Annotated in this window: 15 protein-coding genes and 2 rRNA genes; 15 read left to right on the forward strand and 2 right to left on the reverse strand. The window is 44.1% G+C overall.

The genetic code is table 11. The features are described from left to right. The 3 genes from AYW76_RS07530 to AYW76_RS07540 all read left to right on the forward strand — a co-directional run. A 23S ribosomal RNA gene (locus tag AYW76_RS07530) occupies nt 1–189 on the forward strand; the annotation flags it as partial. Nucleotides 190–379: 190 nt separating this feature from the next. Continuing rightward, nucleotides 380–494: ribosomal RNA gene (rrf, locus tag AYW76_RS07535) — 5S ribosomal RNA — on the forward strand. A 546-nt stretch (nt 495–1,040) separates the two neighbouring features. Next, nucleotides 1,041–1,697 (forward strand): hypothetical protein, encoded by a 657-nt coding sequence (locus AYW76_RS07540; RefSeq protein ID WP_067218040.1) that lies wholly within the window; start codon nt 1,041–1,043, stop codon nt 1,695–1,697. Here AYW76_RS07540 and AYW76_RS07545 read toward each other — a convergent pair. After that, the gene (locus AYW76_RS07545; RefSeq protein WP_067218044.1) at nt 1,681–2,616 is read right to left on the reverse strand and encodes a LysR substrate-binding domain-containing protein; all 936 of its coding nucleotides are present in this window, start codon (nt 2,614–2,616) and stop codon (nt 1,681–1,683) included. The two genes, AYW76_RS07540 and AYW76_RS07545, sit on opposite strands and share 17 nt — an antisense overlap. 109 nt (nt 2,617–2,725) lie before the next feature. On the opposite strand from AYW76_RS07545, the gene AYW76_RS07550 reads away from it, so the two are divergent. Next, complete coding sequence (locus AYW76_RS07550; protein WP_067218047.1) at nt 2,726–3,622, forward strand: DMT family transporter; 897 nt, start codon at nt 2,726–2,728, stop codon at nt 3,620–3,622. A 54-nt stretch (nt 3,623–3,676) separates the two neighbouring features. On the opposite strand, the gene AYW76_RS07555 is transcribed toward AYW76_RS07550, so the two are convergent. Then, nucleotides 3,677–4,243 carry a hypothetical protein gene (locus AYW76_RS07555; protein ID WP_067218049.1) on the reverse strand — a complete coding sequence of 189 codons (567 nt, stop codon included), beginning with the start codon at nt 4,241–4,243 and terminating at the stop codon, nt 3,677–3,679. A gap of 235 nt (nt 4,244–4,478) precedes the next feature. Here AYW76_RS07555 and iscR point away from each other — a divergent pair, with 235 nt between their 5' ends. The 11 genes from iscR (at nt 4,479) to rlmN (ending at nt 14,151) form a co-directional block, all read left to right on the forward strand. Beyond that, nucleotides 4,479–4,970: a Fe-S cluster assembly transcriptional regulator IscR gene (gene iscR / locus AYW76_RS07560; protein ID WP_067036278.1), complete on the forward strand. Its 492-nt coding sequence runs from the start codon at nt 4,479–4,481 to the stop codon at nt 4,968–4,970. A 50-nt stretch (nt 4,971–5,020) separates the two neighbouring features. Continuing rightward, entirely contained in the window at nt 5,021–6,457 is a 1,437-nt protein-coding gene (gene sufB, locus AYW76_RS07565; RefSeq protein ID WP_067036280.1) for a Fe-S cluster assembly protein SufB, read from the forward strand. 19 nt (nt 6,458–6,476) lie between these two features. Beyond that, nucleotides 6,477–7,262: a Fe-S cluster assembly ATPase SufC gene (sufC, locus tag AYW76_RS07570; RefSeq protein ID WP_067036283.1), complete on the forward strand. Its 786-nt coding sequence runs from the start codon at nt 6,477–6,479 to the stop codon at nt 7,260–7,262. A gap of 2 nt (nt 7,263–7,264) precedes the next feature. After that, complete coding sequence (gene sufD / locus AYW76_RS07575) at nt 7,265–8,488, forward strand: Fe-S cluster assembly protein SufD (RefSeq protein WP_067218053.1); 1,224 nt, start codon at nt 7,265–7,267, stop codon at nt 8,486–8,488. Between the two features lie 11 nt (nt 8,489–8,499). Beyond that, the gene (locus tag AYW76_RS07580; RefSeq protein ID WP_067218056.1) at nt 8,500–9,717 is read left to right on the forward strand and encodes an aminotransferase class V-fold PLP-dependent enzyme; all 1,218 of its coding nucleotides are present in this window, start codon (nt 8,500–8,502) and stop codon (nt 9,715–9,717) included. Nucleotides 9,718–9,727: 10 nt separating this feature from the next. After that, the gene (locus AYW76_RS07585; RefSeq protein WP_067218064.1) at nt 9,728–10,075 is read left to right on the forward strand and encodes a HesB/IscA family protein; all 348 of its coding nucleotides are present in this window, start codon (nt 9,728–9,730) and stop codon (nt 10,073–10,075) included. A gap of 4 nt (nt 10,076–10,079) precedes the next feature. Continuing rightward, on the forward strand, nt 10,080–10,610 hold the full coding sequence (gene sufT, locus AYW76_RS07590; protein WP_067218067.1) for a putative Fe-S cluster assembly protein SufT: 531 nt from the start codon (nt 10,080–10,082) through the stop codon (nt 10,608–10,610). A 98-nt stretch (nt 10,611–10,708) separates the two neighbouring features. Continuing rightward, the gene (locus AYW76_RS07595) at nt 10,709–11,134 is read left to right on the forward strand and encodes a SufE family protein (RefSeq protein WP_067036299.1); all 426 of its coding nucleotides are present in this window, start codon (nt 10,709–10,711) and stop codon (nt 11,132–11,134) included. A 33-nt stretch (nt 11,135–11,167) separates the two neighbouring features. Further along, nucleotides 11,168–12,319 carry an IscS subfamily cysteine desulfurase gene (locus tag AYW76_RS07600; RefSeq protein ID WP_067218070.1) on the forward strand — a complete coding sequence of 384 codons (1,152 nt, stop codon included), beginning with the start codon at nt 11,168–11,170 and terminating at the stop codon, nt 12,317–12,319. A 156-nt stretch (nt 12,320–12,475) separates the two neighbouring features. Next, entirely contained in the window at nt 12,476–12,883 is a 408-nt protein-coding gene (gene ndk / locus AYW76_RS07605) for a nucleoside-diphosphate kinase (protein WP_067036305.1), read from the forward strand. A 152-nt stretch (nt 12,884–13,035) separates the two neighbouring features. Continuing rightward, nucleotides 13,036–14,151 (forward strand): 23S rRNA (adenine(2503)-C(2))-methyltransferase RlmN, encoded by a 1,116-nt coding sequence (gene rlmN / locus AYW76_RS07610; protein ID WP_067036308.1) that lies wholly within the window; start codon nt 13,036–13,038, stop codon nt 14,149–14,151. The last annotated feature ends 224 nt before the right edge of the window (nt 14,152–14,375 follow it).

The raw sequence follows: 14,375 nt of genomic DNA on the forward strand, positions 1-14,375 counted from the left end.
CGGGTAGCTATGTTCGGACGGGATAACCGCTGAAAGCATCTAAGCGGGAAGCCTCCTTCAAGATAAGATCTCACTGGCACTTAAAGTGCCCTAAAGAGCCGTTCGAGACTAGGACGTTGATAGGTTGGGTGTGTAAGTGCTGTGAGGCATTGAGCTAACCAATACTAATTGCTCGTGAGGCTTGACCATATAACACCAAAATGGTTTTAAGAGTGTGAAGAAAACATACTCGCTGTACTACAGACTACGATACCAACACTGGTTTGATACTTGGTTATCACTATTTCAAAAGTTTTATTGTTAAAGACTCAAGTTCACGAACTTGCGTGTTTTGGCTAAGGCAAACAGAAGCCCCCCAAAACGATCGCAAACCCGTTTGCTTGACGATCATAGAGGCGTTGAACCACCTGATCCCATCCCGAACTCAGAAGTGAAAGGCGCCATCGCCGATGGTAGTGTGGGAGATCCCATGTGAGAGTAGGTCGTCGTCAAGCATCATACAAAGGAAGCCCTGATAGCAATGCTGTCAGGGCTTTTTTGTGTCTGCGGTTTTCCTCATCTCAACACCTCAACACAGCTAGATTGCGCATCCCTTTTGTACCCCGCTTGCGCCTGTCTCATGCTTCGACGCGTCAGCGCGTGACATCAAAAGCGTGCGTCTTATGGCATCAGTCAGAGAAGGTGTTCAGAAAAACAGAGACAGAGCATCATCTGATCCCATCCCGAACTCAACGCATCAACGCAGCTAGATTGCGCATCCTCTTTTATGCCCCGCTTGCGCCTGTCTCATACTTCGACGCGTAACATGAAAAGGCTAGGGCTTACTTGATATGTTTTGACTGATTCTCGTAAACACTCTCGATCAACTTAGCTCGATTAGTCGAGTTAGCGGGTTAAATTAAGTTTCTTGCTCTACCTATAGGCGAGTTAGTGCACGGTATTTGACTAATGATAACTACTTAGGAACAACCAAAGCGGCTATGTATATAAAAACTTAAGTTATTTAATATTAACTTAATAAAAGTCTGCTAGGTGATGTGATGTTTTTTCTTCGAGGTTTTATTTATCTATTTGCATTAGTCGGGGTGGCTCACTGTATTTCTTTAGAAGCTTATCAGCTGGGTACGGCTGCAGAGTACAGTGAGTCATCATTGGTAGAGAGAATGCAGGATTTATTTACATTCTCTAGTGCGTTAACTTTTTTGGTGTGTGCGTATTTTTCTAAGCCACTGCGTCAGGCATGTATTTTACTCAGTGCTTTAATGTTTATGATGTTTGTCCGTGAATCAGATTCATTCTTGGATCTCTATGTATTCGACGGTGCTTGGCAATTGTTTGTGGGCAGTATTCTGGCGATGACGCTTTATTATTTGCGCCATCAAGTAAAAGAAAGCTACTACTCGTTAAAGCACTTTTCGGAGACCTCTAGCTTCGGGTTTGTTGTGTCTGGTTTGGTTATAGTGTTGGCCTTTTCTCGAATGTTTGGACGAACTAGTTTTTGGCATAGTTTGATGGGCGATGCATACGTACGTTCAGTGAAAAATGTAGTGGAGGAGGGAACAGAGTTACTCGGTTACGCAATAGTCATGATTGCGGCGACGGAGCTGCTTTATTTCGTCTGTGCTGCGGTGAAACAAAATAAAGCCGCTTCACGAGTTACGTCTGATAATTATACTAAATCTAAGTTAGCTCATTAAGCTCATTTCTCAGCCAGTGTCTTAGCTGCTTAAGCGCTGGTTCATGCCTTCTGCTGTGTTTGTAGGCAATATAAAATCGGTCTTCAGCATTATGTGCAACACAGGGCAGTTTGATTAGCCCATCCTTAGGGTCGTTTTCGTTAAACATATAGTCGTTGACTAGCGCGATGCCTAAGGAGTGCGCTGCTGCCTCATGAGCAAGCATTAGATGGCTAAACCGATGAAAGTTGATGTCATCAGGTAGCTCTTTACCCTGTTCCTTAAACCATCTTCTCCAGTCTTCAGCGTAACTCTCATACATGCTGTAGGACGTAATTAATGGAAACCTTGCTAGTATTTCAGGGTTTGTTTTTAGTTCGAGTTGCAGTTCCTTATCACTGAATACATTAAGCTCAGACAAAAGCTCTTGATAAAAGCTTTGATTGCATACTGGGAATAATCGTTCCGTATAAAACCATTCAAAATCAAATCCTCGTTTTTCACTTTCAATAGTAATAAAACAGTCTGCTGTTCTATCTGATAGCTCAGGCTCAGAGAACGTCATTTCAATGGTGAGATCTAAGTTTGGATATTGTCGCTTAAGGTTTGGTAAACGTGGGATAAGCCAGTAAACGGCAAATGAGCTGTAAACAGCCAGCCTCAATTTTGTTTCAGTAACACCTTTTACATTCTCTGTTGCCCGAGCTATTTGGTTTAAAGAGCCGGTGATATTGTCAAGATAGAGTTTGCCTTCAGTGGTCAATTCTAGCTTTCTTCCTGAGCGGATAAAGAGCTGCTCTCCAAGGTGATCTTCAAGTGTTTTGATGTGATGAGAAACTGCACTTTGGGTAATGTGCAGCTCGTTTGCGGCAAGTGAAAAGCTATTCAATCGCGCAACGGCTTCGAATACAGGTAGTGTTTTGAGAGGAGGTAGGTTCATATTTATCTATCTAAAAAACTAATACTAAAGTAAATTATATCATTTTATTGAATTCTATATCCTCTCTATACTCCGCGCCAATTAGTAATTTGATGAAAGGTGTATTGCCGTGTCAGGTAAAACAATCAGTAGTGCCATTTTAGTGTTAGTGATGGGTAACTTAATGGCGACAGTATGTGATGTATTGGTAAAGCTTGCCAATGCTAACGAAGCTGTTTTCCAGTTTACGTTTTATCGCGTTCTCTTTATGTGTCTTGTGCTGCTTCCATTTGTTGTCGGCAAACGAGTTGAGCGTCCATTAGAGGGGCTAAAGTTACATATTTTAAGAGGTAACCTTTGGATTCTTACGTCGGTGTTGTTGGTGATTTCCTTATCCCAGCTACCTCTCGCGACGGCGAATGCGGTTTTCTATACAGCACCAATTTTTATTATTTTGTTAGCGGTTATCTTTTATAAGGAGAGGCTCACTAAGACGGTGGTTTTTGCAGCGGTATCCGGCTTCTTAGGTGTGCTAGTGATTCTTAAACCAAGCTATATTGGCTGGGGGATGTTAAGTGCGTTAGGATTCGCATTCGTTCTGGCTGTTAATAGCTTACTGGTTCGTAAGTTGCCTGAAGGGCAGGGAGCGATGCATGGATTATTTATAGCGCAAATGTGTGCATTGCCTTTAGCCGGTGGCCTTGCAATATGGGAAGGCGGTTCTCTTTCTTGGGAGCAGCTTGGGCTGGCATTTGGTGCGTCGATTTGTTCGGTGCTGTATAGCTTAGGTTGCTTGGTTGGATATCGTTATGTGGCGTCTAGCCAAGTGAGTTCAGCAGAATACTCTGGTCTATTGTTTGCGATATTTGCTGGTTGGTTTATGTTTGCTGAAACGGTTGATATGAGTTTATTGCTTGGCGCTGCTTTAATTGTGGTGCCGCTGATTTATATTGGACGAAAAGACATTATGGCTGAGCGACGTAAGCGCAGAGAGTTGGCCGCGCAGGCATCGGTGCCAGAGTTTTAAGTTATAGAAGTGCCGCTGAAAAAAAGCCCAGTTTGTAAGCTGGGCTTTTTGCTGTTAGTTGCTTTTTGTTGGAGATTTTGGTGGTAAAGAAGAATTGTTCTGTTGTGGCTCACCTGTCTTCAAAAGGTTGAGTAGAGTGGTTCGCTCCATGCTTGCTTTAAGCGCTAAATCCATTTGATATTGGTAGGTGGTTTCCCAGTCAGAGCTGTTTGGTAGCATGTCACTTAAGTCACCAATTGCCTGCCTCATTACTGCAAGGTAGGCCTGAATATTCTCTTCTTGATCAATCAAAATATTCTTTAGTGCATTGGCGCTGCTGTGGCGTAGATAGGTTTTAAGTGTTTCGTTTTCGGCGCTTATGGCACTTAACTGAGTGTTTTGCTGCTCTATACTCTGGCGCATAGCATTCAATTGATTTTCTACTTTGGTTTGTGTCTCTGCCATCATTTCTTCGTTATTGTTTGAAGACGTAAGAAAGTATGTCAGAGCCGCTGAAGCGGATACGCTGATGAGAAAGCAAAGTAAAAAGCTAACGACTAAGCCAATTGGTAGCTTACTTTTTTTGGGGGGGGTGCTGTCTTGAGCGTCCGACTGATCTTTATTTCCTGCTGATTGACTCATAGATACCCTCTTAGCTGCTAGCGATTTGATTACTTCTTATACGTATCGGATAAAACCATAAAGATATAACAACAAATATGCTGGAATTTATTCAGTTTTAGTAGTGTTGCCCTTAAAATACCGCAGATTCTAAATATGTGCTAATAACCTACTAAATTTGTCAGGTAAATACTTGATCAAAATAGTAGGTTTTGTGTATGATCGAAATATTCATTAGCACTTAAGTGGAAAGTTTATGCGCTTAACAACAAAAGGTCGTTACGCGGTAACTGCAATGCTTGATTTAGCGCTGCACACAGACAATGGACCTGTTTCGCTTTCAGATATATCGAATAGGCAAAGTATCTCTTTGTCCTATCTTGAGCAGCTGTTTGCAAAGCTCCGTAAAAAAGAGTTAGTAACCAGTGTTCGGGGTCCAGGTGGCGGATATCGCTTGAGTCGCGATCGAAGTGAAATTTATGTGGCGCAGATTGTGGATGCGGTAAACGAATCTGTAGATGCAACAGGTTGCCAAGGGAAGAGTGATTGCCAAGGTGGTCATACTTGCCTGACGCATCATTTATGGTGTGATTTGAGTGATCAGATCCATGATTTTTTGAGTCAAATTAGTCTTGAGAAATTGGTCAATCGCCAAGATGTTCGGCTTGTTGCCGAGCGACAAAATAAAGACGGCAAGGTGTCGGCTACAGCTTCTCAAGAGAAGATCTCTGCAGCCCTCATCGGTTAACGAACACAACTAGCAGGGCATGTCCCTGGAAGAATGAGTGAGTTTCTAATATGACTGAGCAGATTGATAAGGCGTTAGCTCGAGAGTACGAAGCGGGCTTCGTTTCTGCAGTGGAATCAGAAACCTTCGAGCCTGGTCTCGATGAAGACGTGATTCGCCGAATCTCTGAGGTCAAAGGTGAACCTGAATGGATGCTCGAGTGGCGTCTTAAAGCGTTTCGTGTTTGGCAAGAAATGGAAGAGCCTGATTGGGCTCATCTGTCCTATCCTAAAATTGACTTGCAATCGGTGTCTTATTACTCTGCACCAAAGAGTATGAAAGACAAGCCTAAGTCTCTTGATGAAGTGGATCCAGAGCTTTTACGTACCTACGAAAAGCTGGGAATTCCGTTAGTCGAGCAGCAAATGTTGGCAGGCATTGCTGTTGACGCAGTATTTGACTCTGTTTCAGTTGTAACGACTTTCCGTGAAAAGTTAGAAGAAGCAGGCGTTATTTTCTGCCCTATTTCAGAAGCGGTTCATAAATATCCAGACCTAATTAAAAAGTACATTGGTAGCGTCGTACCGACAAAAGACAACTATTTCGCAGCACTTAACTGCGCTGTGTTTACAGATGGTTCATTTGTCTACATCCCCAAAGGCACTCGTTGTCCAATGGAGCTATCAACTTACTTCCGTATTAACGAGCAAAATACGGGGCAGTTTGAGCGCACCTTGATCATTGCCGATGAAGGTTCTCACGTAAGTTATCTTGAAGGTTGTACAGCACCTCAGCGTGATGAGAATCAATTGCACGCCGCGGTTGTTGAATTGGTTGCGTTGGACAATGCAGAAATTAAATACTCAACGGTTCAAAACTGGTATCCAGGTGATGAAGACGGTAAAGGCGGTATTTATAACTTTGTAACTAAGCGTGGGATATGCCATACCAATGCCAAGATTTCTTGGACTCAGGTAGAAACCGGTTCTGCTGTTACGTGGAAATACCCAAGCTGTGTCTTAAAAGGCGATAACAGTATTGGTGAATTCTATTCTGTTGCCTTGACGCGTGGTCGCCAGCAGGCGGATACCGGTACAAAAATGATCCATATTGGTAAGAACACCAAATCAACGATCATTTCGAAAGGTATTTCTGCCGGTAAGAGTAATAATTCCTACCGCGGTCTTGTGCGAATGAATCCAGGTGCGGAAGGTGCGCGTAACTTTACTCAGTGTGATTCATTACTGATCGGTGATCAGTGTGGTGCTCACACATTCCCATACGTAGAAAGCCGCAATCCATCAGCGATTGTTGAGCACGAGGCGACGACATCGAAAGTAAGTGATGATCAGATGTTTTTGTGTCGACAGCGTGGAGTTGATCCTGAAAAAGCGGTATCGATGATTGTAAACGGCTTCTGTAAAGAAGTATTTAAAGAACTCCCTATGGAGTTTGCCGTTGAAGCGGGCAAACTTCTCGAAATTAGCCTTGAAGGCTCTGTAGGTTAGGTTGAGGAACCCATTGAACATGTCAAACGAAAACGTTTTGTTATCGATCAAAGATTTGCACGCAAGTGTAGAAGAAAAAAACATTCTCAAAGGTCTCAACCTAGACATTAAACCTGGTGAAGTTCATGCCATCATGGGCCCGAACGGTGCAGGTAAATCAACAACAGGTTATGTGCTTTCAGGTCGAGATGGTTACGAAGTAGACAGCGGTTCGGCAACGCTGGATGGTCAAGATCTGTTTGATATGGATGTAGAAGAGCGTGCACGTGCCGGCCTATTTCTAGCGTTCCAATATCCAGTCGAGATTCCTGGCGTTAGTAACCTTGAATTCTTAAAGGTGTCTGTTGACTCTCAACGTGAAGCTCGTGGTGAAGAAGCGCTTACGTCAGCTGAGTTTTTGAAGCTTGCCAAAGAAGCGTGTAAGCAAGTTAACTTACCTGTTTCATTCTTGAAGCGTGGTGTTAACGAAGGGTTTTCAGGCGGTGAGAAGAAGCGTAATGAAATCATGCAAATGATTCTTCTTAAGCCGAAGCTGTGCATCCTTGATGAAACAGACTCAGGTTTGGATATCGACGCGATGCAAGTGGTTGCAAATGGTGTAAACAGTCAGCGTGATTCAGAGCGCAGCTTTATTGTTGTTACCCACTACCAGCGTCTTCTGGACTACATCAAACCAGATTTCGTGCACGTATTAGCAGACGGTAAAATTGTTAAGAGTGGCGACGCCTCTCTAGCGAAAGAGCTGGAAGCGCAAGGTTACGCTTGGCTGCAAACAGAGCCTACAGAAGACGAAATTGAGGATTAATCATGAGTGAATGGTTACAACACGCCATCGCTCATGCAGATAGCATCCAAGATGGTTTTGCAGATCAGCGTGCTGTGTCATTGGCGCTGCTGAAAGATACGAAATGGCCTAGCCGTAAAACTGAAGCATGGAAATACACGCCGCTTCGTGCTGTTGAGCGTAGTTCAGCGGTTGTTAAAGAAGAGTCACCTGAGCTAGCGCCAGTAGACGTAGTGGGTCTTGATTTCCTAGAGTTGACGTTTGTAGATGGTCAATTGGTTTCAATGCCAGAAGACCTACCTGAAGGTCTTACCATTGAAATGCAAGAGTCTGATTTGTTCACTACGATTAAGCCTGAACGTCATATTTTTGGCTTAGTTAATGATGTGTTAGCCGCCGATGTCGCTGTGGTTACTGTTGCTGAGAACGTAAAAATTGACTCGGTTTTACGAATCAATAATTTACTAAGCAATGGCGCACAAGGTCATATTCGCGTGGTGGTTGAGCTAGAAGCGGGCGCTGCGTTAAAAGTTGTTGAAAATGCTGAAGCGCATGGCGCGACATTAACAACGGCTTACACCGAATTTCTGATTGGTGTTGAAGCTCATCTCGAGCATTACCGTTTTGCATTGCAAGCGGGTGATAATGTTGCTTTGGGTGGCAGTCACTTTAAATTGCTGGGTAAAGCGACGCTAAACAGCAGCATTATTGGCTTTGGTAGTGATTTGCAGCGTATCGATACCGATATCATTTATGCAGGTGAAAAAGCCGAAGCTAAGTTAAATGCGATTTATTTATTAGATGGCACTGAATTATTTGATTTACACGCAAACGTTGAGCATGCCGTACCAAACTGTACAACGGAAGAGAATATTCGTGGTATAGCGGGTGATCGCAGTCGCGCAGTGTTCAATGGCCGTATTCATATTCATCGTGATGCGCAAAAGACGCTTGCAGAGCTAAATAATCGCAACCTTTTGTTGTCCGATAAAGCGGAAATCAATACTAAGCCTGAGTTAGAGATCTATGCCGATGATGTGCGTTGTGCCCATGGTGCAACCATTGCAGAGATCGACAAAAAAGCATTGTACTACCTACAAACACGTGGCGTAAGTCGTTCTCAAGCACAGCTAATGCTGAGTTTTGGGTTTATTAATGAGTTGATTGATCAGATGCCTACTGCTGCACTAGCAGAATGGGTACGTCCGATTATTCGTGATCGATTTGCTCAGATGGAAGTAAAATAAGCGAGAAGCATATGAGTCTTGATGTCGCTGCTATTCGTGAGCAGTTTCCAATTTTAAAACGCGAAATCGATGGCAACCCTCTGGTCTATCTTGATAATGCAGCGACGACTCAGAAGCCGCAGTGTGTTATCGATGCGCTGGTGGAGTATTACTCTCTTTATAATTCAAATGTACATCGTGGTGCTCATCGTCTAGCCGACGAAGCAACGCGTAAATTTGAACACGCGCGCGACATCGTTAAAGACTTTATTAATGCGCCAAAGCGTGAAGAAGTGATTTGGACATCGGGCACAACCGAAGGCATTAATATGATTGCTAACGGTTTGTCTAAGTTGCTGAAAAGCACTGATGAAGTGATTGTGACGGGGATGGAGCATCATGCCAATATCGTTACTTGGCAGCAAGCCTGTAAAGTGGCGGGTGCGACATTACGTACCGTACCCGTGACGGATAAAGGCGAGCTTGACTTAGATGCGTATGTTTCATTGTTAAATGAAAATACCAAACTGGTTGCTTTTCCACATGTATCGAACTCGCTGGGAACGGTTAACCCTATTGCGTGGTTAACAGAACAAGCGAAGAAATTCGATGCGTGGGTGTTGGTGGATGGCGCGCAAGGCATTGCTCATGGTGATGTGGATGTGCAAGCGATAGGCTGTGATTTTTATGCATTCTCGGGCCATAAAATTTACGCACCAATGGGCGTGGGAGTTTTATGGGGCAAAGAAGCATTATTGGCTGAGTGGCCCGTATGGCAAACCGGTGGTGAGATGATTGCAACGGTAACGCTTCAAGATGCCACTTGGAACGTTTTACCGTATCGTCTAGAAGCGGGTACGCCAAATGTGGGTGATGCGATTGCTTTAGGTGAGGCGATTCGTTGGTTCGATGCTTTTGATCATGCTGAGGTTGCGGCCCATGAGCAGGCATTGATGTCTCGCGCAACAGAGCTTGCCAAAGAGTTTGATGGCTTACGTATGATTGGCGAAGCGGAGCAAAAAGTCGGAGCATTTAGTTTCGTGCTCGATCAAGGTCACCCAGCTGACATTGGATTCTTATTGGACCGCCAAGGTATTGCTATTCGTACGGGAGATCACTGTGCCCAGCCATTAATGGCACGTTTTGGTGTCCCTGGAACCGCCCGTATGTCTTTCTCTATCTACAACACAATTGAAGAAGTGGAACTGTTCTTCAAAGCATTGAAGAAAGTTCACATGATGTTGGCCTAGGAGGCATATTATGTCGACAGAAACATTTGATCCGAACCAAAGCGTGACGTTAACCGATGCAGCACGTAAGTTCTTTGCCTCGAAGTTGACCGCTGAAGCCAGCTTGGTTCGGTTAAGTACAAAAGAAAGTGGCTGTACTGGTTATGCTTACGTATTAGATATTGTAAGTGCGCCAGAAGCAGGTGATGCGATTATAGATTTTGATGGTGTTAAATTGGCCATTGATGATCAGTCATTGACGCTTCTGCAAGGTACTGAAATTGATCTTGTTAAAGAAGGGATCAATCAGGTCGTGAAATTTAATAATCCTAACGTTATAGCTGAGTGTGGCTGTGGCGAAAGCTTTAGTGTGAATTAATAGCATGCAAAAAATGGTCGTAACTCAACGCGAGTGTCCTGCTCGCCGAGTACCGAGTGGTGATCCTACCACCATCCCTGAAGGTCAGTTTATTACGATCAATCAGGCACTAGGTGGTAACTACACCGTTACTTTTCAAGGTAACATGCTGCGCATTGATGGCACCGATGCGGATGCAATTGGTCAAGAGCCTGAAGTGCTGAGCTTTAATGACGATGGTTCTGGTCAGGTAGTAGAAGATCAAGTTTGGAAAGCGCTTGATAGTGTATACGACCCAGAAATTCCGATTAGCTTAGTGTCTTTAGGATTGATATACAGTGTTGCGATTGATGCAGACAGTAAGCGTGTCGACATTAATATGACGTTGACGGCGCCTGGTTGTGGTATGGGGCCAGTATTAGTCAGTGATGTTAAGTATCGTGTTGCGAAAGTTCCGAACGTTACTGACGTTCATGTGGAACTGGTGTTTGATCCACCTTGGTCTCGTGACATGATGAGTGAAGAAGCTCAGCTCGAAGCGGGCTTGTTCTTCTAACGCATACAGTTTGAGCATAAAATCGATTACAATACCCAGCGGCCAATGCTTAACCCATTGGCCGTTTTCTTTTTGGACCGCACAACAAGCGAGGCATTATGTCTTTACCGACGACAGAAGAAATTATTGATGACATCTCCTTTTTTGATGATTGGGAAGACAAGTACAAATACATTATTGATTTAGGTAAATCACTGCCTGAATTTGATGACGCTTGGCGGACACCTGAGCGCTTAGTGAAAGGCTGTCAAAGCAACGTTTGGATTCAGCCAGGTGCTACGCAAGATCCTGTCAAAGGAGAGGTGTTGACCTTCTCAGTAGACAGTGATGCAGTGATTGTCCGAGGCTTGTTAGGTGTTGTGATGGCGGCTTACAACGAAAGAACGCCGGCTGAAATCATTGGTTTTGATATCGACAAATATTTCTCTGAGTTGGATTTAGAGAGCCATCTTAGCCCGACTCGTGGTAATGGCCTGCGTTCGATTGTGGGTCGTGTGCAAGCCATTGCGAAAGCGTCTGTTTAGTTTTTAATTTTTGCGTTACCTTGGAGAATTTCCATGCAAACACCTGTTTACCTCGACAACTCAGCGACTACGCCAGTTGATCCTCGTGTCGCCGAAAAAATGATGCAATGTTTGACGCAAGACGGCAATTTTGGCAATCCTGCTTCGCGATCGCATTTATTTGGATGGCGTGCTGAAGAGGCTGTTGAAGATGCGCGTTTACAGGTAGCAGAATTGATTGCAGCAGAAGCGCGTGAAATCGTATGGACATCGGGGGCAACCGAGGCAAACAATTTAGCGATTAAGGGTGTGGCGCATGCCAATAAACTTAAAGGGCGTCATATTGTAACCTCGATGATTGAGCACAAAGCAGTGCTTGACCCTTGTCGTCAGCTTGAGCAAGAAGGTTTTGAGGTAACTTACTTACAGCCGAATGCACGGGGTGAAATTACCGTGTCTAGTGTTGTTGAGGTATTGCGTGAAGACACCATTCTTGTGTCACTGATGCACGGCAATAATGAGCTGGGTGTTGTGACAGATATTGCAGCGATTGGCCATGAAACGCGTCAAAGAGGCATCTATTTTCATGTTGACGCTGCGCAAACCACCGGTAAAGTTTCCATTGATGTGAATGCCATGAAAGTGGACTTGATGTCGCTAACTGCCCATAAAACGTATGGTCCGAAAGGAATTGGCGCTTTGTATGTGCGCCGTATTCCTAAGGTGAAGCTCGAAGCGCAAATGCACGGTGGTGGCCATGAGCGTGGTATGCGTTCTGGTACGCTTGCTACTCATCAGATAGTTGGGATGGGAGAGGCGTTTGCGATTGCAAAAGCAGATATGGTTGACGACTGTGCTCGTATCAGTGCTCTTCGTGAAAAGTTATGGAATGGCCTAGCTCAAATGCCTGGAGTACATCTGAATGGCGACTCTGAAAATCGAGTTGCAGGTGTCGTTAACGTGGGCTTCGATGGTGTAGAAGGTGAAGTATTATTGATGTCATTATCAGATGTTGCGCTTTCTTCTGGTTCCGCTTGTACCTCAGCAAGTCTAGAACCATCGTATGTGCTGCGAGCCATTGGGCTATCCGACGAGCTGGCGCATGCCTCATTGCGTATGTCGGTTGGCCGCTTTACCACGGAAGAAGAGATCGACTTTGTTATTGAAACCGTCAAAAACGCTGTGTTACAACTGCGTGGCGCTTAATAACGGAAAAAAGGATATATTTTCCGTTATTATCCTTAAAAAAGCCTGTGGACGCATACAAATTTCATCAAGACATGCGTATAATCCACGCGCTAAAACTTATTAGTCGAGTCCGCAATATCGCGTACTCTTAGAAATACAATTTTGGAGTTTATCATGGCGCTAGAACGCACTCTATCTATCATCAAGCCAGATGCTGTTGCTAAAAACGTAATCGGTGAAATCTACTCTCGTTTCGAGCGTACTGGTTTGAAAATCGTTGAAGCTAAATTGATCCAACTAGACGACGAGCTAGCGGGTGGTTTCTACGCTGAGCATAAAGAGCGTCCATTCTACAAAGACCTAGTTGCATTCATGACTTCTGGTCCTGTTGTTGTTTCTGTTCTTGAAGGCGAAGGCGCTGTTCTACGTCACCGTGAACTAATGGGTGCGACTAACCCTAAAGAAGCAGCGGCTGGCACTCTACGCGCAGACTACGCTGAATCTATCGATGCGAACGCTGTTCACGGTTCTGACTCTGTTGAGTCTGCTGCACGTGAAATTGCTTACTTCTTTGGTAAGTAATTGATTTTAAACCTCTCTTTTCTTTTTTGGAAAGATGGTTATAGAGAAGCGGGCCTATGGCCCGCTTCTTTGCAGAGGCTTCTGAAAAGATTAACGTTTTTCAGAAGCTTTTTTGTCTACACTTAACGCTTTAGGGCGAATGATTGATATTTATGACTGACACCGCAAAAGTAAACCTACTTGGCCTTTCTCCAGAGAAACTGATTGAGTTTTTTGAGTCGATTGGCGAAAAGAAATTTCGTGCAACGCAAGTGATGAAATGGATTCATCAAAAGGGCGCAGAGTCCTTTGAAGAGATGACGGATGTCAGTAAAAAACTGCGTGCGAAGCTTGAAACGATTTGTGAAATTCGTGCACCTGAAATCGTTTCTCAAAACATCTCTACAGATGGCACGCGTAAGTGGATCATTCGTACTGAAGGTGGTCAAAACAACTGCGTTGAAGCGGTATTAATTCCTGATGGTGATCGCGCAACATTATGTGTCTCTTCGCAAGTGGGTTGCTCTTTAGATTGCAGCTTTTGTTCGACAGGTAAACAGGGCTTTAACCGTAATCTTACGGCTGCAGAAATCATTGGCCAGGTTTGGATTGCGATTAAATCTTTTGGTCCAATGGATCCGAGTGGCCCGCGTCGCGTGACAAATGTAGTGATGATGGGCATGGGCGAACCTTTGATGAATTTCGAGCCAGTAGTGGATGCCATGACCCTGATGATGCATGACAATGCGTATGGCTTATCAAAGCGTCGCGTAACACTGAGTACATCTGGTGTGGTGCCGCGAATTTACGATCTCGTAAAACGTACCGATGTTTCATTAGCGGTTTCATTGCACGCGCCTAACAATGCACTGCGAAATGAACTGGTGCCAATTAATAAGAAATACCCAATCGAACAGTTGCTCGAGGCGTGTCAGCATTATCTTGATAACCTTCCTGATAAACGACATATCACCATCGAATATACAATGATGGCAGGCGTCAATGACCAAGAGGTGCATGCACGTGAGCTCTCGACGTTGTTGCAGGATTTAGAATGTAAAATCAACTTGATTCCGTTTAATCCTTTCCCGAACTCTGGTTACGACAAACCGTCAAATAATCAGACGCGACGCTTCCAAAAAATCTTAGCCGATGATGGATATACAGTAACGGTTCGTACCACTCGCGGTGATGATATTGATGCTGCATGTGGTCAATTGGTTGGCGATTTCATGGATAAAACGCGTCGTTCGCAAAAGTACATCGAATTGCGCCAAGTATCAGAATAAGGTTGTTCAAAAAGGCAGTTTTTAAGTGAATAGGCGTGACTTGTAAGTAACATGTCAGATTTACTTAGAAACTTGCCGTTGATAGAAAAGATTTTCATCATTTTCGCGTGATTGGTTTGATGGGCGGCAACAATCTTGATTTAATACAAAGCTTATAAAAGAAAGCGCTTTTTATTAATATTCAGGCATTTATTGTCCGCTTCATTGGACTTAATCAAACGCTA

Source organism: Marinomonas gallaica (assembly GCF_001639745.1).
Taxonomy (GTDB): Bacteria; Pseudomonadota; Gammaproteobacteria; order Pseudomonadales; family Marinomonadaceae; genus Marinomonas; species Marinomonas gallaica.